The organism is Lentzea sp. NPDC058450 (genome assembly GCF_042721395.1).
In the GTDB taxonomy this organism is placed as follows: domain Bacteria; phylum Actinomycetota; class Actinomycetes; order Mycobacteriales; family Pseudonocardiaceae; genus Lentzea.
This window is the reverse complement of sequence record NZ_JBHXLO010000018.1, coordinates 42,744-69,276: the sequence shown is the minus strand read 5'-3', so window position 1 is coordinate 69,276 and position 26,533 is coordinate 42,744. Positions and strand designations below refer to the sequence as shown.

24 protein-coding genes are annotated in these 26,533 nt (G+C 69.4%); 18 read left to right on the top strand and 6 right to left on the bottom strand.

Going from position 1 to position 26,533, the window contains the following annotated elements; genetic code table 11:
• The first annotated feature begins 150 nt into the window (after positions 1-150).
• Complete coding sequence (locus tag ACFWNN_RS26490; protein WP_382442622.1) at positions 151-531, top strand: hypothetical protein; 381 nt, start codon at positions 151-153, stop codon at positions 529-531.
• 5 nt (positions 532-536) lie between these two features.
• Entirely contained in the window at positions 537-1,436 is a 900-nt protein-coding gene (locus ACFWNN_RS26485; protein ID WP_382442621.1) for a pyridoxamine 5'-phosphate oxidase family protein, read from the top strand.
• Between the two features lie 26 nt (positions 1,437-1,462).
• On the opposite strand, the gene ACFWNN_RS26480 is transcribed toward ACFWNN_RS26485, so the two are convergent.
• Positions 1,463-1,816 (bottom strand): MerR family transcriptional regulator, encoded by a 354-nt coding sequence (locus ACFWNN_RS26480; protein ID WP_382442620.1) that lies wholly within the window; start codon positions 1,814-1,816, stop codon positions 1,463-1,465.
• A gap of 93 nt (positions 1,817-1,909) precedes the next feature.
• Here ACFWNN_RS26480 and ACFWNN_RS26475 point away from each other — a divergent pair, with 93 nt between their 5' ends.
• Together ACFWNN_RS26475 and ACFWNN_RS26470 are read left to right on the top strand one after the other, a co-directional pair.
• Positions 1,910-3,100, top strand: a complete 1,191-nt coding sequence (locus ACFWNN_RS26475) for an MFS transporter (protein ID WP_382442619.1) — start codon at positions 1,910-1,912, stop codon at positions 3,098-3,100.
• A 20-nt stretch (positions 3,101-3,120) separates the two neighbouring features.
• A complete protein-coding gene (locus ACFWNN_RS26470) occupies positions 3,121-3,843 on the top strand; it encodes a hypothetical protein (RefSeq protein WP_382442618.1) in 723 nt (240 codons plus the stop codon).
• Positions 3,844-3,895: 52 nt separating this feature from the next.
• On the opposite strand, the gene ACFWNN_RS26465 is transcribed toward ACFWNN_RS26470, so the two are convergent.
• Complete coding sequence (locus tag ACFWNN_RS26465) at positions 3,896-4,351, bottom strand: hypothetical protein (RefSeq protein WP_382442617.1); 456 nt, start codon at positions 4,349-4,351, stop codon at positions 3,896-3,898.
• A 141-nt stretch (positions 4,352-4,492) separates the two neighbouring features.
• On the opposite strand from ACFWNN_RS26465, the gene ACFWNN_RS26460 reads away from it, so the two are divergent.
• The 3 genes from ACFWNN_RS26460 to ACFWNN_RS26450 all read left to right on the top strand — a co-directional run bounded on the left by ACFWNN_RS26460 (position 4,493) and on the right by ACFWNN_RS26450 (position 8,188).
• Positions 4,493-5,434 carry a hypothetical protein gene (locus tag ACFWNN_RS26460; protein WP_382442616.1) on the top strand — a complete coding sequence of 314 codons (942 nt, stop codon included), beginning with the start codon at positions 4,493-4,495 and terminating at the stop codon, positions 5,432-5,434.
• A 141-nt stretch (positions 5,435-5,575) separates the two neighbouring features.
• On the top strand, positions 5,576-6,901 hold the full coding sequence (locus ACFWNN_RS26455; RefSeq protein ID WP_382442615.1) for a hypothetical protein: 1,326 nt from the start codon (positions 5,576-5,578) through the stop codon (positions 6,899-6,901).
• Between the two features lie 210 nt (positions 6,902-7,111).
• Positions 7,112-8,188 (top strand): BtrH N-terminal domain-containing protein, encoded by a 1,077-nt coding sequence (locus tag ACFWNN_RS26450; protein WP_382442614.1) that lies wholly within the window; start codon positions 7,112-7,114, stop codon positions 8,186-8,188.
• A gap of 32 nt (positions 8,189-8,220) precedes the next feature.
• Here ACFWNN_RS26450 and ACFWNN_RS26445 read toward each other — a convergent pair whose 3' ends face one another.
• Both ACFWNN_RS26445 and ACFWNN_RS26440 read right to left on the bottom strand, forming a co-directional pair.
• Positions 8,221-8,652 carry a hypothetical protein gene (locus ACFWNN_RS26445; protein WP_382442613.1) on the bottom strand — a complete coding sequence of 144 codons (432 nt, stop codon included), beginning with the start codon at positions 8,650-8,652 and terminating at the stop codon, positions 8,221-8,223.
• 37 nt (positions 8,653-8,689) lie between these two features.
• Entirely contained in the window at positions 8,690-9,715 is a 1,026-nt protein-coding gene (locus ACFWNN_RS26440) for a LacI family DNA-binding transcriptional regulator (protein ID WP_382442612.1), read from the bottom strand.
• Positions 9,716-9,889: 174 nt separating this feature from the next.
• Between ACFWNN_RS26440 and ACFWNN_RS26435 the strand changes: the two genes are divergently transcribed.
• From ACFWNN_RS26435 to ACFWNN_RS26415, 5 genes are all read left to right on the top strand, one after another.
• The gene (locus ACFWNN_RS26435) at positions 9,890-11,173 is read left to right on the top strand and encodes an ABC transporter substrate-binding protein (RefSeq protein WP_382442611.1); all 1,284 of its coding nucleotides are present in this window, start codon (positions 9,890-9,892) and stop codon (positions 11,171-11,173) included.
• 153 nt (positions 11,174-11,326) lie between these two features.
• Positions 11,327-12,271: a carbohydrate ABC transporter permease gene (locus ACFWNN_RS26430; protein WP_382442610.1), complete on the top strand. Its 945-nt coding sequence runs from the start codon at positions 11,327-11,329 to the stop codon at positions 12,269-12,271.
• Positions 12,271-13,110: a carbohydrate ABC transporter permease gene (locus ACFWNN_RS26425; RefSeq protein ID WP_382442609.1), complete on the top strand. Its 840-nt coding sequence runs from the start codon at positions 12,271-12,273 to the stop codon at positions 13,108-13,110. Before ACFWNN_RS26430 ends, ACFWNN_RS26425 begins: the two co-directional genes overlap by 1 nt.
• Positions 13,107-14,696 carry a glycoside hydrolase family 43 protein gene (locus ACFWNN_RS26420; protein WP_382442608.1) on the top strand — a complete coding sequence of 530 codons (1,590 nt, stop codon included), beginning with the start codon at positions 13,107-13,109 and terminating at the stop codon, positions 14,694-14,696. Before ACFWNN_RS26425 ends, ACFWNN_RS26420 begins: the two co-directional genes overlap by 4 nt.
• Before the next feature lie 28 nt (positions 14,697-14,724).
• Positions 14,725-17,103, top strand: coding sequence for a hypothetical protein (locus ACFWNN_RS26415; protein WP_382442607.1), 2,379 nt, complete (start codon positions 14,725-14,727; stop codon positions 17,101-17,103).
• On the opposite strand, the gene ACFWNN_RS26410 is transcribed toward ACFWNN_RS26415, so the two are convergent.
• A complete protein-coding gene (locus tag ACFWNN_RS26410; protein WP_382442606.1) occupies positions 17,084-17,653 on the bottom strand; it encodes a TetR/AcrR family transcriptional regulator in 570 nt (189 codons plus the stop codon). The genes ACFWNN_RS26415 and ACFWNN_RS26410 overlap by 20 nt on opposite strands.
• Positions 17,654-17,752: 99 nt before the next feature.
• Here ACFWNN_RS26410 and ACFWNN_RS26405 point away from each other — a divergent pair, with 99 nt between their 5' ends.
• The 3 genes from ACFWNN_RS26405 to ACFWNN_RS26395 all read left to right on the top strand — a co-directional run bounded on the left by ACFWNN_RS26405 (position 17,753) and on the right by ACFWNN_RS26395 (position 22,513).
• Positions 17,753-18,520, top strand: a complete 768-nt coding sequence (locus tag ACFWNN_RS26405) for an SDR family oxidoreductase (RefSeq protein ID WP_382442605.1) — start codon at positions 17,753-17,755, stop codon at positions 18,518-18,520.
• A gap of 88 nt (positions 18,521-18,608) precedes the next feature.
• Positions 18,609-21,119, top strand: coding sequence for a glycosyltransferase (locus ACFWNN_RS26400; RefSeq protein ID WP_382442604.1), 2,511 nt, complete (start codon positions 18,609-18,611; stop codon positions 21,117-21,119).
• A complete protein-coding gene (locus tag ACFWNN_RS26395) occupies positions 21,119-22,513 on the top strand; it encodes a radical SAM protein (protein ID WP_382442603.1) in 1,395 nt (464 codons plus the stop codon). The genes ACFWNN_RS26400 and ACFWNN_RS26395 overlap by 1 nt, the downstream gene beginning before the upstream one ends.
• Positions 22,514-22,555: 42 nt before the next feature.
• Here the strand turns inward: ACFWNN_RS26395 and ACFWNN_RS26390 are convergent, their stop codons facing one another.
• Positions 22,556-23,392 carry an endo alpha-1,4 polygalactosaminidase gene (locus ACFWNN_RS26390; protein WP_382442602.1) on the bottom strand — a complete coding sequence of 279 codons (837 nt, stop codon included), beginning with the start codon at positions 23,390-23,392 and terminating at the stop codon, positions 22,556-22,558.
• 176 nt (positions 23,393-23,568) lie between these two features.
• Between ACFWNN_RS26390 and ACFWNN_RS26385 the strand changes: the two genes are divergently transcribed.
• Genes ACFWNN_RS26385 through ACFWNN_RS26375 form a run of 3 tightly spaced genes read left to right on the top strand, consistent with a single transcriptional unit; the run spans position 23,569 to position 26,521 of the window.
• Entirely contained in the window at positions 23,569-24,837 is a 1,269-nt protein-coding gene (locus tag ACFWNN_RS26385) for an ABC transporter substrate-binding protein (RefSeq protein ID WP_382442601.1), read from the top strand.
• Positions 24,834-25,718, top strand: coding sequence for a carbohydrate ABC transporter permease (locus ACFWNN_RS26380; RefSeq protein WP_382442600.1), 885 nt, complete (start codon positions 24,834-24,836; stop codon positions 25,716-25,718). The genes ACFWNN_RS26385 and ACFWNN_RS26380 overlap by 4 nt, the downstream gene beginning before the upstream one ends.
• Positions 25,715-26,521 carry a carbohydrate ABC transporter permease gene (locus ACFWNN_RS26375; protein WP_382442599.1) on the top strand — a complete coding sequence of 269 codons (807 nt, stop codon included), beginning with the start codon at positions 25,715-25,717 and terminating at the stop codon, positions 26,519-26,521. The genes ACFWNN_RS26380 and ACFWNN_RS26375 overlap by 4 nt, the downstream gene beginning before the upstream one ends.
• Positions 26,522-26,533: the final 12 nt, after the last annotated feature.

Sequence of the window (26,533 nt, the reverse complement as noted above, 5' to 3'; positions counted from 1 at the left end):
TCGGTCCTCTGCACAGGTGGGTCGATAATTACCGAACGAACGGTAAAGAAATACCCGCTGGTGAGCGAGGTGGGTTTGGTCACCTTGAACTTTACCGATCGTTCGGTAATGCTGGGTGGCGTCAGCTTCCGACCCGCAAGGAGAACGATCATGACCAGCAAGACCGCCGTCGTGGTGCTGTCCGACCCGTCGACCGGCACGGAGGAGGCGCTCGGCCGCGTCGTCAACGCCCTCGCCACCGCGTGGGAGTTCGGGCAGGGCGGCGAGGCGCTCGTGGTGTTCCAGGGCACCGGCACCCGCTGGCCCGCCGTGCTCGCCGACACCGAGCACCCCGCCCACGAGCTGTACACCGCGGTGCGCAAGCAGGTCGCCACGGTCGCGTCGGCCGGCTGCGCGACCGTCTTCGGCGCCACCGAGAGCGTCGAGGGGGAGGACGTCAAGCAGCTCAGCCAGAACCAGGCGCCCGGCATCCCGGCCGGCGCGAGCATCCGCGAGCTGGTGGCGTCCGGCTACCAGGTCCTGACCTTCTAGCCGCCGTGACGGACCTCGTCGACCGGCTCGCCTTCCATTCGGGCGAGCTCGCAGCGCAACGGGTGGCCGGAACCGCCGAGCTGGCGGCGAGGGTCCACCCGATCATCGCGGACGCCATCCCGCGCGGGGCGTTCGACTTCCTGACGCGCCAGCAGATGCTGGTGCTGGGGGCCAGGGACGAGCAGGACCGCCCGTGGGCGACCAGCCTGGTCGGGCCGGAGGGATTCCTGACGGCACTCGACGCGCACACCTTGCGCGCCGACGCGACCGTGGTGCCGACAGACCCGCTGGCGGACGTCCTGCGGCACGAGACCGACGTGGGCACGCTCGCCATCGACCTGGTGATGCGCAAGAGGTTGCGGATCAACGGCCGGTGGCGACCCGTCGAAGGCGGTGGGGAAGTGGACGTGCACCAGGCGTTCGGCAACTGCCCCAAGTACATCCAGGCCCGCGTCATGACCGAGGAGCCGCCGGAGTTCCACCCCGTCGTGCACCGAGGTGACGCGCTGGACACGCGGCAGTCGCTCGTGGTGTCGAACGCTGACACCTTCTTCATCGCGACCGGAGTCGAGTCCGGTGTGGACGTTTCGCACCGCGGCGGCAACCCCGGCTTTGTCCAGGTCGTCTCGCCCACCGAGCTGGTGTGGCCGGACTACGTGGGCAACGCGATGATGATGACGGCGGGCAACATCGGCGTAAACCCGTTGGCGGGCTTGCTGTTCCCCGACTGGGAGTCCGGCGCGACCCTCCAGCTGACCGGGACGGCGGAGGTCCGCTGGGCCGCCCGCGCGCAGAGCGGTCCCGGCAACGGGCACGAGACCGTCTTCCGCGTCCACGAGGCGGTCTGGACGGAGAACGCGTTCCCCTCCTCGTGGACCGATCCGGCGTACTCGCGGTTCAACTAGCGGTGGTGCGGCTTCGAGCCGCACCACTAGCGCCGTTTGACCGCCGCCAGGTAGTCGTCGATGGCCTGGAGGTTGCGGGAGAGGTGGGCGAGCCGCTCGGCCATGCGCTCCCGTTCCTCGCACACCCTGCTCACGAAGTCCGGTGCGGGGTAACGGGAGTCGGCCGCCTCCGCGATGCACGGCAGCACGGCCCTGATGATCTCGGTCGTCAGGCCGGCGTCCAGCAGGCTGCGGATCTGTTCCACCCGAACGACCAGGGGCTCGTCGTAGTCGCGGTAGCCGTTCTCCAGGCGCTGCGGTGTGACGAGCCCCTGTTCTTCGTAGTAGCGCAGCAGTCGCGGGGACACGCCGGTCCGCTCGGACAGCTCCTTGATGCGCATCACAGCTCCCGTCGCTTGCCTTCACATCGGTGTCAACGTTGGAGCCTAGTCGAGTCACCGCGTTCGCGGCGACCTCGACCCAGAAGGAAAATCGTGTCCACCACCCAGATCGACGTCTCGCGGGCCGTCCACTCGGAACGGTTGCCGCTCCTGCCCCTGATCGCGCTCTTCACCGCCGGGCTCATCACCACGCTGACCGAGGCGCTCCCCGCCGGCGTGCTGCCGCAGATGAGCACCGCGCTGGGCGTGCCGGAGTCCGTGGCGGGCCAGACCGTCACGATCTACGCGATCGGCACCCTGCTGACCGCGATCCCCGTCTCGCTCGCCACCGCCTCCTGGCCGCGCCGCCACCTGCTGCTGACCGCACTCGTGGGCTTCGTGGTCGCCAACCTCGTCACCGCCGTCTCGCTCGACTTCACCGTCACGATGGTCGCCCGGTTCCTCGCGGGCGCGTCTTCCGGCGTCGTCTGGAGCCTGCTCGGCGGGTACGCGTCCCGGCTCGTCGCTCCCGGCCTGCAGGGCAGGGCGATGGCGTTCGCGATGGCCGGCACGCCCGTCGCGTTGTCGCTCGGCGTGCCCGTGGGCGCCTATCTCGGCAAGGTGGTGGGGTGGCAGCTCACGTTCGGACTCGTCTCGGCGCTGACCGGGCTGCTGATCGCCTGGACCGCGTGGAGCCTGCCGAACTTCGCCGGCCGCGCCGTCGGCGACCGGATCCCGTTGCGCCGCATCCTGAAGCTCGACGGCCTGCGCACCGTGCTGGCGGTAACCGGCGCGTTCGTGCTCGCGCACACCATCCTCTACACCTACATCGCGCCGATCCTCGCCGAGGCAGGCCTGCAGGACCACCTGCAGTGGGTGCTGCTCGACTTCGGCATCGCCTCGATCATCAGCATCTGGCTGACCGGCGTGCTGATCGACCGCCACCACCGCAGGCTCGTCGTGCTGAGCACCGGGCTCTTCGCGGTCTCGGCGGCGGTGCTGTCCGTGGCCGCCGCCAGCCCGCTGGCCGACTACCTCGCGGTGGCGGCGTGGGGCCTGGCGTTCGGTGGCGCGGCGACCCTGCTGCAGTCGGCGCTGATGCGCACGGCGGGCGAGTACGCCGACGTGGCCCAGTCGTCGATGGTGACGACCTGGAACCTCGGCATCGGGCTCGGTGGGCTCGTCGGCGGCGTGCTGCTCGCGGGCTTCGGTCCCGGCTCGCTGATGGTCGCCGCCGTGGTCCTGCTGGTGCCCGCCGTCGCCGTCGTCGTTCTCGCCCGCAAGCACGCCTTCCCGACCCGTTGAGTCCAGAGAGGACAATCGCGATGACCAACGCGGACATCAACTTCTACTTCGACCCCATCTGCCCGTTCGCCTGGATGACCAGCAAGTGGATCAGGCTCGTCCAGGCGCAGCGCGGCTACACCGTCGACTGGCGGTTCATCTCGCTGCGCCAGATCAACGCCCACCTCGACTACGCCACGCACTTCCCGCCCGAGTACGAGGCCCAGCACACGGCCGGGCTGCGGCTGCTGCGGGTGGCGTCGGCGGTGCGGGAGCAGCACGGCCGCGAGGCGGTCGGCCCGCTCTACGAGGCGTTCGGGCGGCGCATCCTCGAGGTCCTGCCCGACGAGAGCAAGGCACCGGGCTGGCAGGCCGACCGCGACCTCGTCAGCGCCGCCCTCGCCGAGGCGGGGCTGCCGGTCCTGTTCGCGGGCGCCCTCGACGAGGAGCACCGCGACGCCGAGATCCAGGCCGAGTCGGACGAGGCGTTGTCGTTGACGGGCAAGGACGTCGGCACGCCGATCATCCACTTCGAGCCGCCGCACGGCGTCGCGTTCTTCGGGCCGGTGATCAGCCGCCTGCCGGACGAGGACCAGGCCGCCGAACTCTGGGACCACGTCGTCGGGCTGGCGAGGTTCCCCGGCTTCGCCGAGCTGAAGCGGAGTCTGCGGGAACGGCCGCAGCTGCCGTCGTTCGGCGTGACCACCCAGGAGACGGGCCAGGTCGAGGACTGGCACGCGGGCAGCCGCCGGCTCAAGAAGTGACCACTCGGGGGTGGCGCTGTGGGCGTACGCGCCACCCCCGAGCCCCCGTTCGTTACTGGACCTGGAGCGAGTCCGTCGTGTCCGACCACGCGTACGAACCGTCAACGACGTACCCGACGGCCTGGTAGGCCGCGCGGGTGCGAGGAATCGCGCACGCGGCCGTCGGAGTGCCCTTCACGGAATGAGCGGGCACCACGAAGTTGTCGAAGTGCGTGGGGCACTCGTACAGCCGCCCGCTCTTCCAGTAGTCGTTCGCGACGAAGTCCACCACCCAGTTGCTGCCGGTGGCGTTGCCGAAGTTGACCGTGAAGTACACCTCGTTGTTGTCCGCCCAGGCACAGGTCTGCCAGTACAGCTTCGGGTTCCCGGTCACGTAGTTGTAGCCGGTGCAGATCGAGCCGCTCTTGCCCGGCCCGACGACGACGTCCGCGGACGCGACCCCCGAGCCCGCGACCAGCCCCACCGCGGCGAACGCCATGGCGAGAACCCCTGAGAAAACGCGTTTCATGAAACTCCCCCTTCGGTTGTGCTGGTGCAATCCTCTGGGGCCAACCGGGTGAAGGGGAGTCGTAAAAGGCGACAGCTCTCCCCGAAGATGACATCGAGGGGCACGACTGCCAGATAGGTGACAGCCGCGGGGGAGAGCACGATGGCGGGGTCAGCCGAGCTGATCAGGGTGGAGATCCGCGCGCTGCGCAAGGGACGCGGTGTCCGCGCGGGCAACGCGGAGGAGCTGCTGGGGGACTCGTTGCGGGCGCTGGTCGCGCAGGCGGGCGCGGTGGTGCCCGCGCTGATCACGGAGCTCGACGCGCGCGCCGCCGAACTGCCGGAGGACCTGCGCACGGCCGTGCGCGCGAGCCTCGGGCTGGCCGGCGAGACGAAGGACATGCCGCACTTCAAGGACCGGGTGTCGTGGCTCGCGGCCCGGCTGCAACGCGACGAGCGCACCGCCCTGCGGCGCATCGACGACGCCGAACGGGTGCTCGCCCGGGAGGTCGCGCTGGAGCTGGACCGCCGCGACGGCATGGACCAGGCCGGGTCGATCGGATGGCACCTCGACGAGCTGAGGACGTTGCTGCGCATGGACGTCGCGAGCCCGGAGGTGCACGAGCACCGCCGGATCGTGGCCACCCGCGACGGCCTGCAGGAGGTGAGGGCGTGGATGGACGTGCCGCCCGATGACGGCCGCCGCCCCGCCCTGTCCGGCGAGGTGCTCTACGGCGGCCGCATCGTGCGCCGGGAGCAGCCGACGCACAGCCAGTTCCAGTTCGCGATCCGCTTTCCGGAACCGCTGCGCGCGGGCCAGAGCCACGAGTACGGATTGCTGCTGAGAATTCCGGAGGACCAGCCGATGCGGCCGCATTACGTGATGACGCCGGAGTGTCATTGCAACAGGTTCGTCCTGCGCGTGCGGTTCGATCCGGCCCGCGCACCACGTCGCATCCGGCGCATCGACGGGGAGCCGGTGCGGAGGTTCGACAGCGACGAACCCGTTGGCACGCCGATCGAACTGGACGAAGCGGGAGAGCTGGAGGTCCGCTTCGAACGGCCCGCGTTCTACCTGGGGTACGGGGCGCGCTGGCAGATGTGAAAAACGTGGAAAGCGCTGCCGTGGGTTTCCATTGTCGTGCCCTTTCGTGTTCTCGTCATTCCCTGATAAAACGAGATTAGGGATGCGCGGACGGGCGCGGCAAAGTATCCGATCAAGTCCGATCAGCGGAGGGGAAACCACGTGGACCAGCCCTGGGTACCCGGACGAGCGGCCGTGCTGGGAGACCCTCCCGATCCTGGGCGGCCCGCCACGCTCGCCGAGTTCGGCGCCAGGCTGCGGGCGTTGCGCGACTGGTCGCAGATCGGGTCGCGCGAGATGCCCGCGGTGGTGGGGGAGGAACGGCGCCGACGCGGCCTCACCCGCGAGGCCGTCCGGTCCTACACGACGATGTTCGACCTGTTCCGGGAGAACCGGAAGCGCTACGACGAGGACCTGCTGTTCGACACGGTCCGCGCCCTGCTCCGCGCGGGGAACCTCAGCCAGGCCAGGCTGGAGGAGCTGACCAGGACCTGGCGCGAGGCCTATCACGCCGCGCGGCAGCGGAAACCGCGCACCGACGACTACCCGAGGTTCCGGCTCGGCCCGCTCACCACGAGCTGCCAGATCCTGGAGGGCAACGGCGAACGCGCGATCGACCGGGGCTCGGTCCGGGTGGTGGTGGCGCAGGAGGACGTCGTGCTGCCGCCGTACCTGGCGGCGTTCCGCGACGAGGTGGCCCGCGAGCAGGAGGAACGGCGGCGCGCGGGCGAGGAGCACTTCTGGAACGCGCCGAGGTACGCCGTCGCCGACCTGGTGGTCAGCCGCCGGGGTGCCGACGAGGCGCCGGACGTGACGCTGCACCTCAAGAACTCCGACTACTTCAACTTCATCGCCGCACAACAGCTCGACCGGCCGCTGGAACCCGGTGGCACGCTGCGCACCCGCTACCTCGACGGCCGCGACGTCTGGGACACCCCGGACTTCCTGCGCTCCAGCTTCGGGGTCAACATCGCGGTCGTGACCGCCGACGGCCACCTGGTCGTGTCCCGGCGCAGCAGCAGGGTCGGCGTCGGCAAGAACGTGTGGAACTCCTCGGCGAACGAAGGCCTGCAACGGGAACTGGACGGCCGGGCAGGGGCGCCGCCGGACCTGCACGCGGCGGCGCAGCGCGGACTCGCCGAGGAGCTGCGGCTCGACCCCGCCGACTACCGGCTGAGCCTGCTCGCGTTCGCCGCCGTCACGTCGAACTCGCACTGGTGCTGCTTCTTCAAGGCCGAGCTGACCGGCATGACCCTCGACCGGTTCCAGGCGAACCTCGGCCGCGGCGCGCAGGACGCGTGGGAGAACCGCGGGTTCGACTTCGTGCCGTTCACGCCCGAGTCCGTCGTGACCTACCTGCTGCGCGACGACCGGCGCGACCTGTGGGCCCCGGCCGCGCCGCCGTTGTTCTACCTGTCGCTCGTGCACTCCTTCGGCAGGGGCGAGGTCGACCGGTGCGTCGACCGCCTGACCGGCGCGGCGGACTGACCGGGGCCGGGGTTTCCGGTTAGGATGCGTCCCGGCGAGTTCCACGCCGAACCTCCTGACCGGGTGCCCACGCCTCCCGGCTCACGCGGGGGCAAAGGGGACCTGGGTGCCTCGGGACGCCCACCTCGTCATGCCTTCCTCACCAAGGCTGTCGGGACATCGGGGCGCGTGGGGTTCGGGTGTCCGCCGCGACGGCCGGGGAGTTCGGCGATGACGTCACGCAAGCAGCTCAAGGCCCAGGTCCGCGCCAGGATGGCGAAGACCGGCGAGCGCTACACCACCGCACTGGCCCACTTGACGGGCGCGACGCCCGTCGGCGGCTGGACGTTGCGCGGGGGCACCGACCCGGACGCGGCCGGGGTCACCACCATGCTGGCCGCGCGGGGGATCACCGGCCTGACCGAGGCGCTGGTGTTCGGCATCGGCGGCGGCATCGGCGCGGGCTACATCCTGTGGGAGTTCAAGCAGCACAACAGCCGGCACGTCACGCTCGGCTTCTGCAACTCCTGGCAGTACGTCACCCGCCGCACCGAGAAGGCACTGGACCGGCTGGGCGTCGAGCACGAGTGGCACCGGTCGGGGAACAAGGCCGCGCAGACGTGGCTGACCGGGCACCTCGACGCCGGCAACGCCGTCATGGTGTGGCCGGACCGCTACCAGATCGGCTACTGGGACCTGCCCGAGGAGTTCGACGGCCACGGCGGTCACCCCGTCGTCGCCTACGCCGCGGCCGGGGACCAGGTGTACCTCGACGACCGGAACCTGGTGCCGTTCACGGTGGCGCGCGAGGACCTCGACCGCGCCAACGCCCGTGTCGGCACCTGGAAGAACCAGGCGCTCGTGATCACTGACTCCGACCGCGCGATCGACGTCGAGGCCGCCGTGCGCGAGGGCCTGCGGGACGTCGTCGAGCACCTGTCGCAGAAGTCCGACTCGTTCTCGCTGCCCGCGTGGCGCAAGTGGGCGAAGATGATGACCGACACCAAGGCCGCCAAGGCGTGGCCGAAGGTCTTCGCCGACGGGCAGGGGCTCGACGGGGCGTTGCGCGGGGTGCGGGAGGGCGTGGACGGCCGGTACGGCGTCACCGGCGGCAACCTGCGGCCGTTGTTCGCCGACTTCCTCGACGAGGCAGGGCATTCCGGGCTGGCGCCGCGGTGGCGGGAGATCGCCGAGATGTGGCACGCGCTGGGCGGGATGACCGAGTTCGCCGACATGGGCAAGCAGCTGTCCGAGCTGCACGAGGCCGAGACCGACGCCATCGCGCGGCTGAAGGCGGTCGTGGACTGAGCACCGGGGGTGCGGGCCGGTCCCGCACCCCGTCACTCGTCGGACTGGATGACCATCAGCCGGAACGTCGCCGACGGCGCCGTGCGCCCGCACGTCTCCAGCATGTGCCACGCGAGGTTGCCGGGGCCGTTGCGCGCCTGCGGCAGGCGTTCGCGGCTGATGCCCAGCACGCCGTCCTCGCTCTCGTTGAGCAGGTCCGGCGTGCCGACGAGCACCGCGATGCCGAACGCCAGCACGTCGGCGCGCAGGTCGTCGTCGAGGTCGTCGGTGAGGCCGATCTTGCAGACCGGCCCGCCCGGCGCGTCCAGGTCGACGCCGACGAGGCCGGCGAGCCCGATGCTGTGCCTGGCCGGCAGGTCGAACACGCGGATGTTGGTGCCCATCGCCAGCGCCATCAGGCGTGCGGCCGGCGTGGTGAGCATCGGGTCGTTGATGACCGGACGTTTCGGTGAGGGTGCGTCCATGATGTCACCGAACGTACTGCTTGGAAGCGCTCTGTAACTACTGGCCGCGTTTCACTGTGGCCGTGCTGCCGCGCACGACGAGGTTGGTCGCGAGCTCGGCCCTCGGCGCGGTGAGCTGCTCGCCCCGGATCAGCGAGATCAGCATGCGGGTCGCGAGCGCGCCCATCTCGCGCAGCGGCTGCCGGACCGTGGTCAGCGGGGGCGCGGTCCACGGCGCGAACGGCAGGTCGTCGAACCCCACCACGCTCACGTCGTCGGGCACGCGCAGGTGGTGTTCGTGCAACGCCTGGTACGCGCCGAGGGCCTGCAGGTCGCTGCCCGCGAAGATGCCGGTCGGGGGCGACGGCAGCGCCAGCAACGCCTTGGTGTGCAGGTAACCCTGCTCGTGGCGGAAGTCGCCGTAGCGGACCAGCCGCGGGTCGGGCGCGATGCCCGCGACCTCCAGCGCCGCGTGGTACCCGGCGAGCCGCGCCTTCGTGCACATCATCTGCTCGGGGCCGCCGATCACCGCGATCCGCCGGTGTCCCAACGCGACCAGGTGCTGCACCGCGGAGTAGCCGCCGTGCCAGTTGGTCGCGCCGACCGACGGCGACGCCGGGTCCTGCCTGCCCAGCGCGTCGACCACGACGAACGGGATGGACAGCCGCTGCAGCTCGGTGCGCTGCCGGGCGCTGAGGTCCGCCAGCACGAGCAGCACGCCGCGGGTGCCGCGCGCGGTCAGCGACTCCAGCCAGCCCTTGTCCGGCGTCGGCGACTTGTGCACGGCCGTCAGCACGAGGTGCATGCCGTGCTCGCGGGCGACCTCCTCGGTGCCCGCGAGGATCTCGGTGGCCCACGAGCTGTCCAGCTCGTTGATCACCAGGTCCAGCAGAGCGGCCCGGCTGCGGCGAGGTCTGGGCGCGGTCCTCTGTGGACGTTCGTAGCCCTCCTCGGCGACGATCCGCTCCACCTGTTCGCGGGTGCTCGCGGCGACGTCCCGGTGTCCGTTGAGGACCTTCGACACGGTCGGGACGGACACCCCGGCCAGGCCCGCGATGTGCGCCAGCGTCGGCTTCCCAGTCACGCCGCGACGATAAGGCCAGACACGGCTTTCGGGCTAGTTTCGCAACGTTGAACTGCGGGTTTTCGGTGATCCTCCGAAACTCGGGCGCTTTTCGGAGCCGAAACCTTGTCGGTTGCGAACGGCGGTTCCTAGCGTCTCGCGGCACACACCCCGCCTTCGCCGGAGGAACCTGCCATGAGTCAACGCGGACGCCGCCTCGCCGCCGTCGTCGTCGCGGCCCTGCTCGCCGTCACCGCCTGCGGTACCGGCTCCACCGGGACCACGGGTCCGGTGGAGCTCACGTTCTGGACGTTCCTCGACAACAGTGCCGAGGTCGCGATCTGGAACGAGCGCAACCCGGACACGACGATCAAGGCGGAGAAGGTCCCCGCCCAGGACTACTACGCGAAGCTCCAGGCCGCGGTGAAGGCCGGCAACGCCCCGGACATCGCCCTGGTCGAGTACCAGTTCGTGCCGTCGATGATCGCCTGCGGATGCCTCGCGGACCTCACCGGCAAGGTCGGCGAAGGGCTGCGCGACCGGTTCCCCGAGTGGGTGTGGAACCAGGTCTTCCAGCAGGGCAAGCTCTACGGCGTCCCGCAGGACATCGCGCCGATGGGGTTGTTCTACCGCACCGACGTCTTCTCGCAGTACGGCCTGACCGTGCCGAAGACCTGGGACGAGTACCGGGCGCAGGCCGAGAAGCTGCACGCCGCCGACCCGACGAAGTACCTGGCGACCTTCGCCACCAACGAGGCCGGGCAGTGGGCGGGCCTCAACTGGCAGGCGGGCGCGCGCTGGTTCGGCACCGAGGGCGACAAGTGGACGGTGTCCATGAACCCGCCGGAGTCGAAGCCCGTCGCGGACCTCTGGCAGGACCTGATCAGCCGCAAGCTCGTGAAGGCGGAGCCCGACTTCAGCACCGGCTGGGTGTCGGACCTGACCACCGGCACGGTCGCCTCGTGGGCGGCGCCGGTGTGGGCGGGCTCGTACCTCAAGGGCGCCATGGCCGCGAGCGCGGGCAAGTGGGCCGTCGCGCCGCTGCCGCAGTGGGACACCGCCAACCCGCAGGTCGGCAACTGGGGCGGCTCCTCGATCTCGGTGACGAGCAGCAGCAAGCACGCCGACCGGGCCGCGAAGTTCATCGAGTGGCTCAACACCGACCAGCAGTCGCTGAACTCGCTGATCACGAAGTCGTCGATCTTCCCGGCCGACCGCTCGGGGCTGCTCGACCCGTCGTTCGCGAAGCCGCAGGAGTTCTACGGCGGCCAGCGGATCTACGAGGTCTTCAGCGCGGCCTCGAAGCAGGTCAACCCGAACTTCACCTGGGGACCGACGATGACGAGCGCGTTCCCGGCGTTCACCGACGAGTTCGGCAAGGTCGCGACCGGCGGGCAGACCGTGTCGCAGGCGCTGGACGCGTTGCAGAAACGCACCGTCGAGGACATGGGCAAGCAGGGCTTCGCCGTCGCCGGCTGAGGCCGCTCCAGACCCCCACCCGGTGCCGCTGCGTCCTGGGCGCGGCATCGGGTGGGCCCCACTGGGGAGCGCGCCGGGGGCTCGACGCTGGATCACCCCTCTCCCCACACCGCAACGGCCCGCTTCCCACTCGCTCCCCGGAAAGGGGCATCCGTGACCGCCACCCTCGCCCCGCCGAGACCAGACCGCCGGACCAGGCCACCCACCGCCCGCCGTCGCCCTCGCCGAAACACGGCCCCGCTGCTGTTCCTCGCCCCGTTCGCGCTCGCGTTCGCGGCGTTCTTCCTCGTCCCCATCGGGGTCGCGGTGTGGCAGAGCCTCTTCCAGCCCCGCCGCGACGGCCTGCTCGGCACGACGACCGAGGCGTTCGCGGGCCTCGCGAACTACCTCGACGTGCTCGCGGACCCGAAGTTCCACGAGGGACTGCTGCGGGTGCTGGCGTACGCGCTGCTGACCATCCCGCTGATCATGGTCGCCGCGACCGTGCTGGCGCTGCTGCTGGACTCGGCGCTGGTGCGGGCGCGGAAGGTGTTCCGGCTGCTGGTGTTCCTGCCGTACGCGGTGCCCGCGGTGATCGCGACCCTGCTGTGGGGCTTCTTCTACCAGCCGCAGTTCAGCCCGATCGTGCGCACGTTCTCCGCGTTCGACTGGGACAGCCCCGACTTCCTCAACGGCACGGCGGTGCTGCTGTCGATGACGAACATCGCCGCGTGGGAGTGGATCGGCTACAACATGATCATCGTGCTGGCCGCGTTGCAGGCGATCCCGGTGAGCGTGCACGAGGCCGCGAAGCTCGACGGCTGCGGGGAACTCAGGCTCGCGGTGCGGGTGAAGCTGCCGATGGTGCTGCCCGCCATCGGGTTGAGCCTGCTGTTCTCGTTGATCGGCGCGTTCCAGTTCTTCAACGAACCCGCGGTGCTCAAGCCGTTGTCGGCGACGATCACCAGCTACTACACGCCCAACGTGTACGCGTACCAGAAGGCGTTCGCGGAGGGGCAGTCCGGCTACGCGGGCGCGATCGCGGTGGCGCTCGCCGTGGTGACGTTCCTGTGCAGCCTGTACTTCCTGCGGCTCGGCCGCCGGCACGGGGTGATCTGATGAGACTGCGACTCCTGCCCGCGCACGTGGTGCTGGTGCTGGCATCGGCGTACTTCGTGTTGCCGCTGCTGTGGCTGGTGATCTCCGCGACCAAGGGCCGTGACGAGCTGTTCAGCACGTTCGGGTTCGCGTTGCCGGAGCGGTTCGCGCTGTTCGACAACATCAGCCAGACGCTGTCCTACGAGAACGGCATCTATCTGCGCTGGACGGCCAACACGCTGCTCTACGCGGGCGGCGGGGCGCTGGGGGCGACGGCGCTGGCCGCGATGGCCGGGTACGCGCTCGGCAAGTTCTCCTTCCGCGGCAACGGAACCGTGTCGTGGGTGATCGTCGGCGCGGTGCTGGTGCCCGTGACGGCGCTGGCGTTGCCGTTGTACTTCCTCATGTCGGCGGTGGGCCTGCAGAACACGCCCTGGGCGGTGTTGCTGCCGAGCCTGGTGTCGCCGATGGGGGTCTATCTCTGCCGGTTGTACGCGATCTCCTCGGTGCCCGACGAGGTGCTGGAGGCCGCGCGGATGGACGGAGCTTCGGAGTGGCGGGTCTTCCGCACGGTGGTCCTGCGGATCATGTCGCCGATCCTGGTGACGGTGTTCCTGTTCCAGTTCGTGGCGATCTGGAACAACTTCTTCCTGCCCCTGGTGATGCTGAACTCGCGCGAGCTGTTCCCGCTCACGCTCGGGTTGCAGGACTGGAACACCCAGCCCGCGGTCGGCAACCAGGTCATCTTCCACCTCGTCGTGACGGGAGCGTTCCTGGCCGTGGTGCCGCTCGTCGTGTGTTTCCTCCTGTTGCAACGGCACTGGAGGCAGGGCTTGGCGCAGGGGAGCGTGGTCGCGTGACGGCGACGCGCACGAGCGTGCGGATGGCGCGCAACCCCGTGCTGCCGGGCTTCCACCCCGACCCCTCGATGATCAGGGTGAACGGCGAGTTCGTCGTCGCCACCTCGACGTTCCAGTGGTTCCCCGGCGTGACGCTGCACCGCAGCACGGACCTCGTCACGTGGGAACCGCTGCCGCACCCGCTCACCCGGCGCGCCCAGCTCGACCTGCGTGGGGTGCCCGACTCCGGCGGGGTGTGGGCACCAGGTCTGTCGCATGTGGACGGCACGTTCCACCTCGTCTACACGAACATGCTGGGCTACAACGTGGACGGGTTCTACGACTCGCCCAACTACCACGTGCAGGCGCCGTCGTTGCACGGTCCGTGGACGGACCCCATGCCGTTGCACGCGCGCGGCTTCGACCCGTCGATGTTCCACCACGAGGGCCGGTCGTGGCTGCTGTCGATGCAGTGGGACCACCGGCCGGGACGGAACCGGTTCTCGGGGATCCTCCTGCAGGAGTTCGACCGCGCGACCCGGACGCTGGTGGGCGACGCCGAGGTCATCTTCACCGGCACCGCGATCGGGCTCACCGAGGGACCGCACCTGCTGCACCGCGACGGCTGGTTCTACCTGGTGGTCGCGGAAGGCGGCACGAGCTGGTCGCACGCGGTCACAGTGGCCCGGTCCCGGAATCTGAGCGGGCCCTTCGAACCCGATCCGGCCGGGCCGATGCTGACCAGCTCCGGGCACGCCGGGCTGGAGCTCAAGAAGGCGGGCCACGGCAGCCTGGTGCACGACGAACGCGACCGCTGGTTCGTCGCCCACCTCGCTGCCCGCCCGGTCGACAGCGCCGGGCACTGCGTGCTGGGCAGGGAGACCTCGATCCAGCGCGTCGAGTGGGTCGACGGCTGGCCGCGGGTGGCCGGGGGAGTGCCCGCCACGGCGGTGGCGATCCCCGACGACTACCCGGTGCAGCAGCCCGCGCCCGTCACGGCGTTCGGGCCGCAGTGGCAGAGCGTCCGGCGCGTTCCCGACCCGTCGTGGCTGTCGCGCACCGAACGGCTCGGCGCGATCCGGTTGCGGGCCGACCAGTCACCCGCGAGCCGGCACGACGTGAGCCTGTTCGCCCGCCGCCAGCGGGCGCTGTCCGAGGACCTCACCGTCGTCATCGACGCGGCCCCGGCGCACTTCCAGCAGATGGCCGGGTTGATCCACTACTACGACTCGGCGTTGTGGCACTGGCTCCAGCTCACCCACGACGAGCGGATCGGCCGCTGCCTGACCGTGCTGACCTGCGACCAGGGCACGTTGATCGACCCGCTCACCGACCCGATCCCGTGGCCGCACGAAGGCCCGGTGCGGATGCGCGCACGGGTCGACCGCACCGAGCTGCGGTTCGCCGTCGCCCGCCCGCACGGCGACTGGCAGCCGGTCGGGCCCGCGCTCGACGCGCGCCTGCTGTCCGACGAGCACGCCGCCCGCACGGCCGTCGCCGGCGCCACGGGCACCGCCGTCGAGGGCTTCACCGGCGCGTTCCTCGGCGTCTGCGCCACCGACCTCACCGGCCGCCGGATGGTCTGCGACGTGCTCGACGCCTCCTGATTCCCCTGCAATCGAAGGAGAACGCAACATGGGTCAACGACGATCTCTGTTCACGCTCGTGGTGGCGGCGGCGATAGCGCTGGGCCTCGCCCCGCCCGCCACCGCCGACCCGAACATCCCCGCCAACGACAAGATCCGCATGTTCGTCGGCCAGGACAGCGACACGCTCTCGGACTACAAGCGCGACGTGCTCACGAGCGGCGTGCCCCAGCCCGGCGGCGTCACGCTGTACACGAATCTCGTGCTGGGCGGGAACCCCGCGCCGCTGGCCGGGATGTACGGCCCGGTCAACTGGGGTTCCGGCACGGTCGACTTCCAGCGCACGCTGAACGAGTTCCCCGGCGCGTCGCTGGCCGTCGGCCTCTACCTGTCCGACGCCACGTCCGGCTGCGGCAACCAGCCGTTGCGCGCGATCATCGGCCGCAACGACGCCGACCTCGTCTCCGGCAACCTCGTCGCGCAGTACCGCGCCAAGGTCGACGAGATGGTGAACAAGCTCAAGTCGTACAACCGCGAGATCTTCCTGCGCATCGGTTACGAGTACGACGGCCCGTGGAACTGCTACAACGCCGACTTCTACAAGCAGGCCTTCCGCTACATCAAGGGCCGCATCAACGCGCTGGGCGCCAACAAGATCGCCACGGTCTGGCAGTCCGCGGCCTGGCCGTTGAACGAGCACACCGGCAACCCCGAGTGGAACTACGTCGTCACCGCGCCGAACCACTTCGACGTCTGGTACCCCGGCGACGACGTGGTCGACTGGGTCGGCATGTCCGCGTTCTACGGCAGCACGCACAACCGCTACCAGTGGTCGTGCAAGGCGCCGAGCATCAACCCGCGCGCGTTGCAGGACAGGGTGCTGAGCTTCGCCCGCGGCCACGGCAAGAAGGTGATGATCTCGGAGGCCGCGCCGCAGGGCTTCACCACCGGCAGCAAGACCCAGAGCTGCATCTTCCAGAAGAACCCGCAGCCGGTCAGCGGGCAGACCATCGTGGACACCTGGTTCGAGGACCTGTTCTCCTACGTCACCGCGAACCGCGACGTGATCAGCTCGGTCGCCTACATCAACACGAACTGGGACGCGCAGACCCAGTGGCAGTGCAACGGCGCCCCGGCCGGTCAGCCCGGCTGCGCCAACGGGTACTGGGGCGACTCGCGGGTGCAGGCCGACCCGACGGTGAAGGCGCGCTGGATCGCCGAGATCCGCAAGTCCCAGTACGTCAACGGGTCCGGCACCACCACGCCACCGCCGCCCGCCGCCGGACGGCAGCTGCTGGTCGGGCAGAGCAACACGGCCGCGTGGCAGGACCTGACGTCGGCCACCGGCGCAGACCCGGCCGGTGGCTCGGTCTACTACGGCGTGCGCGACGGCAACTTCGCCGGCCAGTCCGGGTCGTCGTCGCACCTCGCCTACGCCGACTTCCTCGCCGCGCGCGGCAAGCAGATCCAGGTCGGCATCAGCTGGAAGGACTACCCGCCGGCCTGGAACGGTGACCCGAACACGCAGCTCCAGGCGTCGCGACAGGCCACTGTGGACATCGCGAACGGCCGGTACGACAACCAGTTCACCGCCCTGACCAACTACATCAACGCCCATCGCGGATCGACGTTCCTGCTGCGCCTGGACTACGAGGTCAGCAGCGCGTTCCACTGCGTCAACGGCAGCGACTGCTCCTCGTACCGCAACGCGTTCCGCAAGCTCGTCCAGCTGATCGACGCCCGGACCGGCGGCGCGAACGTCAAGTACGTCTACCACCCGGTGCGCGGGGAGTTCGACAAGCTCTACCCCGGCGACGACGTGGTCGACCAGGTCGGGCTGAGCATCTTCAACCAGGACCTCTGCCAGCCGTTCTGGGAGAACGGGACCGCGTACTGGAACGGCGAGCAGAACACCGCCAACCGCACGTGCCTCGGCTACTACGACGCGATCGTCAACGGCAACCGCAACGCGATCAGGCACGAGTACCCGGTCGACCTCAACGTGCTGCGGATGCTCTGGTGGGCCAAGCAGCACAACAAGAAGATCGTGCTGTCCGAGGTGGGTGTGCAGCGGATGGCGAGTGCGCTGGACGGGTCGGGCAGGCAGTCCGACGGCGACTACCGGACGTTCGTGGACCGGCTCGGCACGTTGCTGAACTACCGCGGCCCGATCCCCAACGGCGTGGTCGACGGCCGGCAGACGGACTTCCTCGGCACCGGCTACGACCTGTCGGACGTGATCGACTCCGTGGTGTTCATCGACCTCGACTGGCGCTACGGCTTCGACGGCAAGGTGGGCGCGAACCCGCCCTTCGGGTTCCCGAGCTCGTCGGGCTGGTTCGTGAACTCGCTGATCAGCCAGTACCCGCAGGGCCGTTCGGCACTGTGCGGCCTGCTCGCGGCGGGCTTCACGACGCGCTGCGCGTGAGCACGTCGATCATCGCGTCGAACGGGGCGTCGTCGCGCAACGCCCTGGCGGTGATCAACGCTCCCTCGGCGCCCGCCACGGTCGCGTCCGCGAGCCGGCGGGCGTCGTCGGGGGCCATCGCGAACGCGGCGAAGTGCCCGGCCAGCGCCGCGATGATCGTCGCGAACGACCGTCCACCCGCGGCGTCGAGCTCCTCGGAGTCGCGGGTGGACTCGATCACCAGGGGCGCGACCGCGCAGCCCTGCCGGTAGTCGCTCGCCAGGAGATTGGTCCGCGCCTGCTCCAGGTAGGCGCGGACCAGCTCGGCGGGGGAGGTGGCCGCGGCCGCCGCCCGGTCGATCGTCGCGACCTGCTCCTGGGAGTGCAGTGCGGCCGCCTCGACGGCCAGCTCGGCCTTGCCGCCGGGGAAGTGGAAGTACACCGAACCCCGTGGTGCCTCGCTGCGCTTGAGCACGTCCGACAAAGCCGTGGCGTGGTAGCCCTGCTCGCGGAACAGCTCACGAGCTGCGGACACCATCTTCTGCCTCGCGTCGGACCGTCGGCCTGCCATGCGACCGAGCCTACGTCAAAGTATGTCGTGCGACATAGCTTCTTGACATGTATGACGGCCGACATAGCATCGGAGGTACGCCGAACCCAGGAGGTCGTCATGTCTTCAGTGCTCATCACCGGTGCGTCGAGGGGGATCGGCCGCGCCATCGCCGTCGAGCTGGCCGGGCGGGGTCACCGAGTGGTCGCCACCGCCCGAAACCCCGAGGACCTGGCGGATCTGCCGGTGGCGGTGAAGCTCCGGCTCGACGTCACCGACCAGGCGAGCGTCGACGCGGCGGTGGCCGCGGCCGGGCGGATCGACGCCCTGGTCAGCAACGCGGGAACCACGGTGCGCGCGCCGCTGGAGAGCGTGCCGCTGGGCGAGGTCGAGAGCCTCTTCCAGCTCAACACGTTCGGTGCGCTGCGAGTGGCGCAGGCGGTGCTGCCCGCGATGCGCGAGCGCGGTGACGGCCGGCTCGTCTTCGTGTCCAGCGTGCAGGGACGGGTGGTGCTGCCGATCATCGCCCCGTACGGCGCGAGCAAGTGGGCGCTGGAGGCGATCGCCGAGGGGCTGGCCCTCGAAACCGGTCACTTCGGGGTGAAGGTGAGCATCGTGCAGCCCGGCGCGGTGTCGTCCGGTGGGGCCGAACGGGCGAAGTCGTTCTTCGCCGACGACGATCCGTATCTGCCCCTGCTGCGTCAGGTGCCCGCGTTGCGCGGTGAGTCCGTGACGCAGGAGGAGGTCGCCGCGGCCGTCGCGGACACGCTCGAAAACCCCGCTCCGCCGCTGCGTGTGCCCGTCGGCGCGCCTGCCGCGAACGCGTTGGAGGCACGCAAGAAGGCTTCGGACGAAGAGCCCTTCCTGCCCGTTCCCCTTGACTGGTGAGCACTCCGGCCCATTGAGACGCGACCTGGCGGGGAAGCGCTTTCATGCTAGCTTCGAATGAGAGTGACCTCTCGGAACGGAGCAGCCTATGCCGGCTCTTTGGGGTGTCTCGTTCGACGCCACGGCCATGTCCGGCGTGGTGGTGGAGTTCCTCAAGACCGCCAGATCCTTTGCGGAGCAGGGTTTTCGCGTTCACCTCGACCTCGGCTACGACATCAAGGCCGACAAGGACAGATTCTTCGAGCCGTACCGGCATGAACTCGTGCCGGAGTGGGTAAGACTCGATCGCGTTGACGGCATCGAGCACATCGCCGGATATGACCGGGAATTCGTGGCAGCCACGCTGGAATCCGTGCGTCGCAACGAGGTTCCCGACACCGGTGACGTCGTCGACGAGTTGGCCGACGCGCTCGTGCGGACGTGGGAGGCGCGCGACGTCTCGCTCGTGATGGTCGAGAACGGCACGCTGCCGGAGAACGTCGCGTACACGAGAGCGCTCTACCAGGCCATCGAACGGTACGGGGCCGCTCACGACCTCGGCCGGTTCGTGCTGTGGCGCGACCACGACCTGATGTGGCAGAGCGAGCCGGTCAAGTACGGCAGCTTCCCTTATCCCGCAACGCCTCCGATGGTGAACTCGCCGCACGTCCACTACTTCGCGCTGCACGAGGAGGCCCGGCGGCGCACGCTGGAGTGGATGCCGCACCTGCGCAACCTCGACCTGCTGCCGAACACGTTCACCGCGCCGGAACGGCCCGGCCGGCCGGACTTCCTGGAGCACCACGGCATCGCGCCGGGCACGCCCGTCGTCGCCCGGTTCACGAGGATCATCCCGCAGAAGCGGATCGACCGCGACCTGCACCTGGTGGCGCGACTGCCCGGGACCTGCCTGTTCGTCGCCGGTGACACCGAAGAAGATCCGGCCGAGACCGCGAGGCTCCGCGCGTTGGCCGAGGAGCTCGACGTGCCGGTCGTCTTCGGCGGCGTGCTGGCGCCGTGCGAGTCGGCGGGGGACGGGTTCAGCGTGCGCGATCTGCTCGCGCACGCGGCGGTCGTGTCGTTCCTGACCTCGTACGACTACGAGAGCTTCGGCAACCCGATCGGCGAGGCGATCGCGGCCGGCGTGCCGTACGTCGCGAGCCGGTACGCCCTGTACGACACGGTCTACGGCGGCTACGAGGCGCCGGTGCTCGACATCTTGCGGCACGACCTGCCCACGGCGGAGTTCGCCCGGCAGGTGCACGAGCTCATGACGAACGCGGAGAGGCGGGCGGAAGTGGTGGAGCACAACAGGCGGCTCGGCACGCACACCCGCGAGGCGGCGAACGGCCTGGTCAGCGAGTTGTTCCCGCCCGCGATGGGGCCGCGCGTGCAGGTCAGCGTGGTGCTGCCGGTGTTCGACGAGGCCGCGAACATCGACGCCGTGCTGGCGTCGTTGCGCGACCAGGAGGACGTCGACCCCGAGACGTACGAGATCGTGCTGGTGGACAACAACTCCACGGACGCCACGGTCGAGCTGGCCCGCCGGTTCGCCGAGACGTCACCGGTCGCCGTGCACGTGATCAGCGAACGCGAGCAGGGCGTGGCGTGCGCGCGCAGAGCGGGCATGGAGTTCGCGGTCCGCCGCAGCCGCCACCGCAAGGACCCCGGCGAGCGCTTCTACCTGCTCTCGGCCGACGCGGACTGCCAGGTCGACCGGCGGTGGATCACCGAACTGATCGCGGTGATGGAGAAGGACAAGGCCGCGATCGGCGTCTGCGACTACTACTACAACGCGGAGCACTTCGTCGGCAGGCCACGGCTCTGGGACGCCATCCAGCGCACGCTGCGGTGTCGGGCGGTCACGTTCTCGCTGTTCGGCGGCTTCCCGGACGGCAAGGGCTTCGCCGTCGAACGCGAGGCGTACGAGGACGTCGGCGGCATCGAGATCTTCTACCAGCTGCGGAACGGGAGGTTCGTCAACCACCTGTCCGACGACTGGGACTTCGGCATCCGGGTCGCGGGCTCCGGCCACGACATCGCCTACGCGCCGCTGTCGAAGGTCGAGATCAACCCGCGGCGGGTCAACCACGCGATCGACGAGGTCATCACCGGCCGTGCGTACGGCAACGACGGCATCATCGTCATGCGCGACATCCGGCCGGAGGCGCCGGCGAAGACCGCGGACCTGACCGAGGCCGAGGCGCTGCAGGCGTGGGAGTTCTCGATCAAGGACTTCACCCCGAAGAACACGATCCTGCCGGTCCTGCTCACACCGTCCTTCCTGGACGAGGACGCGGTCGTCGCGTTCTTCGGCGAGGACCTGGCGGCACGGCTGGGGAGGCGCATCGCGGAGATCAAGGCCGAGATGAGCGTGACCGACTTCCTGCCGATCCACTCCTACAAGACGCCCTCGTACCGGCTCTACCTGGAGTTCTGCGACGAGATCTTCGCCCGGCTGCGCGCGACCGTCGGGGAGGACATCGGGTACCCGCCGCCGCTGCCGGAGTGCTTCGCGGACGTGCCGGAGGACCGGTTCGCCGAGTTCGTGAAGTACTACTGCGAGGACCGCGAATCCGGGGAGGCGCACAACTACTTCGGCAATGGAGGCGTGTTCTGATGACCCGAGTTCTCTCCGAACCCAGGGTGTGGGCGGCGTTGCAGGACCCCGCGAACGCGCACCTGCTCGACTACGTCACCGAGGACCCGTTCGGGGCGCACGTCTTCCCCGGCAACGTGCCAGGCTACGGCGTCGACGACTTCCTCGGCGACCTGAGCGCGCAGCTCGCCGCGACCGCGCCGATCCACCTCTGGTCGTACATCCCCACCTGCGCCTACAAGTGCCGCTTCTGCCAGTACCCGGTCGTGCTCGTGAAGGGCGGCCGCAACGAGGAGAAGCTCTCGCAGTGGGTGGACTGGAACATCCGCGAGGCGCAGCTGTGGCTGCAACGCGTGCCTGAGCTCCGGCGCGCACCGGTCGGGGAGTTCAACGTCTTCGGCGGCACCCCGTCGTTGCTGCCGGAGCGCGACATCCGGCGGTTGCTCGACTTCTACCGGGAGAACTTCGGGTTCACCGAGGACACGACGATCCGGTTCGAGGGCGACCCGAGCACGTTCACCCCGGCGAAGCTGGAGACGTTGCGGGAACTGGGCTGCACCAAGCTGTCGAGCGGCGTGCAGTCGTTCGACGACCACGTGCTGCGGGAATGCGGCCGCGAGCACTCGTCCCAGATGTGCGTGGACTTCGTGCGCAACGCGCAGGCCGCCGGGTTCGAGTGGATCAGCATCGACCTGATGTACGGGCTGCTCGACCAGACCGTCGACAGCGTGCGGCGCGACCTGGACGTGGTGCTGGAGAACGAGGTCACGGCCGTGGTGTGCACGAAGCTGCACCTGAAGTCGTACGCCGAGACCAGGACCGGGGTCGCGGGCGAGCAGCCCGCGCCGTGGCAGCTGCCGCAGTACCGGGAGAAGCTGGTGCGGGACGGGCACTTCTGGCCGACGCTGCTGGAGCAGTACCGGATGCGCGAGGTGCTGACGGACGGCCTGCGCTCGGCCGGCTACACCGAGCACCCCACGATGTACTTCGCGCGGGACGGCCTCGGGCCGGAGAAGTGGAAGTCCATCATGGTCGACCAGGACAAGCAGGAGGCCGAGGTCGCGATCGGCCTGGGCGGCAGTTCGAGCTGCCGGGTGTCCGAGGCGATCACCGACGTGAACTGGAAGAACTACGCGCAGGCCGTCGAGGCGGGGCGGGTGCCGCTCGGGTCCGCGACCGGGTTCGACGCGGGCGCGCAGGAAGCGCGGGCGGTCAAGATGGCGCTGTCGACGTTGCAACCGGTGCGGGAGGACCTGCACCGCGCCCGCTACGGCACGTCGTTGCACGACGGCCCGTGGCGGGAGAAGTTCGCCTCGCTGGCCGAACGCGGTCTCGTGACGGTCGACGCGGGTGGGGTGGCGTTGACCGAGGACGGCGAGGTGCTCGTGGAAGCGATCATCAACACCGAGCTGTGAGAACCGGGGTGGGCTTGTGCGAGCCCACCCCGGTTCAGTTCGTCAGCAGTGGTCGAAGGCGTAGTTCGGCTTGCCCGGCGCCACCAGGTAGCGGTCGCGCAACGTCGTCGTGGCCGGGGTGTCCGGGTCCGCGCAGACGTCGTTGAACGTGCCCCGCAGGTCGTCGGTGTACTCGATGTCCATCACGTGCTGCCCGTAGACGTCGGAGTACGACGAGCACTCCTCCCAGCGGTGGCACTCCTCCGAGACCGCGAAGTCGAAGCCGACCTCGGTGCGGGCACGGGCGGTCTGCTCCGCCGAGTTCTTCTGGCCGATCGCGAGGCCGCGGTTGTGCGTGCGGTCGGCGAGCAGCTTGGCGTAGGCCAGGTTGTTGTTGACGCTCAGCTTGCCCTTGGACCGCAGGTAGGAGTCGAGGTTGTCGACCTCGACGGCCTTGAAGCCCTTGTTCGCGCAGGTGTCGATCGTCGTGCCGATGATCCCGGCGAGCTCGGTGCGCTTGGCGGACGTCGAGGTGTCGAGCAGGAACTCGTCCGGCCAGTTCGGGTCGATGATCGGCTTGCCCGACGAGTCCTTGAGGATCAGGTGTCCCCGCTGGTTCAGCCAGGTGTTCCGGTCGGCGGGCTGGGTCTGGAACCCGTTGACATAGCAGATCGAGTACATGCCGGCCGCGGGTGAGGCCGTGCTGTCGCGCGTCACGAGGGTCACGCCGGACGGCGGGGTGTACGCGGCGCCGAGCTGGTAGTCGAGCACGGCACCGACGGGCGGCAGTTGGACCGCCGCCGGGCTCGCCGCGCTGGACGTCAGCGGAGCGGCCGCGCAGGCGGCCACGGCGAGTGCGGTGAGGACTGTTCCGGCGAGGGCGCGGGCAGGGGAGGTCATAGGCGCCGAATCTCCTTGTTCGCTCAGTGTTGCTGATCGGGTGTGAGCGACCGTACCGAGAATGTCCGGATCGGGCTAGGAATCAATCTCAATCGGTCACGACTCTTGCGTGTTTGAGCGATTTCCGCTTACTGTCCCCGACCACAGAGCCGCACCCACCACGCGAGGGAGTCGACATGGCGCACGGCAGAGGGCTGAGTCGCCGCACGGTGCTGACGATGGGCGCCGCGCTCTTCATGACGGCCGCCTGCGGCACGGGGTCCGGCTCCGACGGCAAGGTGCGCGTGTGGCACGGCTACACCGACGCCGAGGCCTCCGCGCTGGCCAAGCTCGCCGACCGCTGGAACACCACGCACCCGAACCAGCAGGTCGAGCTCGTGTTCAACGGCGGCAACGACAACGCGCTGCAGAAGACGCTGGCCTCGTTCGCCTCGGGCAACCCGCCGGAGGCCGCCTACCAGTACGGCTCCTCGATCACCGGGCTGACCGGCCGTCCGCAGACCCAGGACCTGACCGACCTGCTGCGCGGCGACGCCGAGTTCGCGTGGGACGACCTGTTCCAGGCCGGGCGCGAGGCGTCCACGGTCGACGGCAAGATCTACGGCGTCCCGGCGCTGGTCGACAACCTCTCGCTGGTCTACAACAAGAAGCTGTTCGACGACGCCGGCATCGCGCACCCGACCTCGTCCTGGACCTGGGACGAGTTCCGTTCGGCGGCGCAGAAGCTGACGGCGGACGGCCGGTTCGGCTGGGCGTACGTCAACGACGGCACCGAGGACACGGTCTGGCGGTTCCTCGCCCTGCTCTGGCAGGCGGGCGGTGACCTGCTGTCGCCGGACGGCAAGAAGGCGGCGTTCGCTTCGGACACTGGTGTTCAGGCGATGCAGTTGTTGCGGGACATGGCCGTCACGGACAAGTCGGTGTACCTGGACGCCGGGGACCAGCAGTACCTGAACCTGTTCAACTCCGGTCGCATCGGCATGCTCTGGACCGGGCCGTGGGACCTCGGCGCGATCAACGACGACGTGTCGTACGGCGTGGAGTTCCTGCCGGGCAAGGTCAGCCACGCGACGATCGCGGGCCCCGACACGTTCGTCGTCTTCGGCGAGAACGGCCGCAAGAACGCCGTGCCGTTCCTGAAGTGGCTGCTGTCGGCGGAGATCCACCTCGAGTTCGCGCTGGAGACCGGGCACCTGCCGATCCGGCAGTCCGAAGTGGACCTCGCCGGATACGCCGAGTTCGAGGCGAAGTACCCCGGTACCAAGGTGTTTGTCGACAACCTGGCGAAGAACGTCACGAAGGCGCGGCCGAACATTCCGCAGTACCCGAAGATCTCGCAGGTGCTGGGCACGGCGGTGCAGTCGGTGCTGCTGGGGCAGGCGGAACCCAAGGCGGCGCTGGACCAGGCCCGCGGCGAGGTCGACCAGGAGCTGGCGGGTTCATGACGTCCCGGAAGGTCGCCGACCACGTCGCGGGCTGGGGCTTCGCGGCACCGGCCGTGGTGCTGATCGGCGTGTTCGGCCTGGTCCCCGTCGTGTGGTCGGCGGTGTTGTCGTTCCAGTACACCGACCTCACCTCGCCCGGCACGTTCGCGGGCGGCGACAACTACGCCAAGCTCGTCGCCGACCCGCTGTTCTGGGACGCGGCCCGCCGGACGTTGCTCTACGTCGTGCTGTTCGTGCCGATCACGCTCGCGCTGGCGTTACCGATCGCGGTGATGCTCAACCAGAAGATCCGCGGTGTGGTGCTGTACCGGCTCGCGGTGTCCGTGCCGCTGGTGACGTCGACGGTCGCGACCGGCATCATGTTCAGCTGGCTGGCGAACCCGCAGTTCGGGCTGGTCAACGCCGCGCTGGACGCCGTCGGCCTGCCGAAGCAGGGCTTCTTCGCCGATCCGGACCAGGCGTTGTTCGCGGTCGTCGCGATGACGGTGTGGGGCTGGCTCGGGTTCGCGGTCATCATCTACCTGGCGGCGTTGCAGAACGTGCCCAAAGACCTGATCGAAGCGTCCAGTCTGGACGGTTGCGGTCGCGCCGGCTCGTTCTGGCACGTCGAACTGCCGCTGGTCGCGCCCGCCACCGGGTTCCTGCTGGTGTGGCTGACGATCAACGGCCTGCAGCTCTTCGACGCCGTCTACGTGACGACCAAGGGCGGGCCGCTGCGGGCGACGACCGTGCTCGTCTACCACCTCTACAACGAGGCGTTCGTGAGCTTCGACGGCGGGTACGCGGCGGCGATCGGCTGCGCGGTGTTCCTGGTGATCGGCGCCTTCACCCTCGTCCAGCTGCGGTTCAACCGCCGCACGTCCCACTACGAGGTCCGATGAGAAGGCCCAGCGCGCTGCACCTGATCCTGCTGCCGCTCTCGCTCGTGATGGTGACACCGCTGGTGTGGATGATCCTCGTGTCGATCTCCACGCAAGAGGAGTCGCGGCGGTTCCCTCCCGGGCTGCCAGGCGGGATCGAGTGGGAGAACTACCTCGCCGCCGTGCGCGACGCGCCGCTGGGATCGTGGCTGGTCAACAGCTTCGTGGTGTCGGTGGTGTGCGTGGCCGGCAACCTGCTGCTCTGCTCGCTGGCGGGGTACGCGTTCGCGCGGATCCCGTTCATCGGCTCGAAGGTCGCGTTCGTGCTGATGCTGGCGACGTTGATGGTGCCGTTCCAGATCGTCATGCTGCCGCTGCTGATCATGATGCGGTCGCTGGGGCTGGTCGACACCTTGGGGGCGTTGATCGCGCCGAACCTGGCGACGGCGTTCGGGGTGTTCCTGATGCGGCAGTTCTTCACGACGTTGCCGCGGGAGCTGGAGGAGGCCGCGCGGATCGACGGCGCTTCTCGGCTGCGGACGTTGGTGCAGGTGCTGCTGCCGTTGATGCGGCCTACTTTGGCCACTTTGGCCGTGCTGACTTTCTTGCAGACCTGGAACGACTTCCTGTGGCCGTTGATCGCGGTGCAGAGCCCCGGCGTGATGACCGTCCAACTAGGACTTCAGTCGTTCCAGGGCGCGCACACCACGAACTGGCCCAAGCTCATGGCCGGCACGGTGCTCAGCCAGCTGCCCGTCCTGCTCGTCTTCTTCTTCGCCCAGCGGTTCTTCGTGCGGTCGGTGGCCGCAGCGGGCATCAAGTGACTGAACAACCAA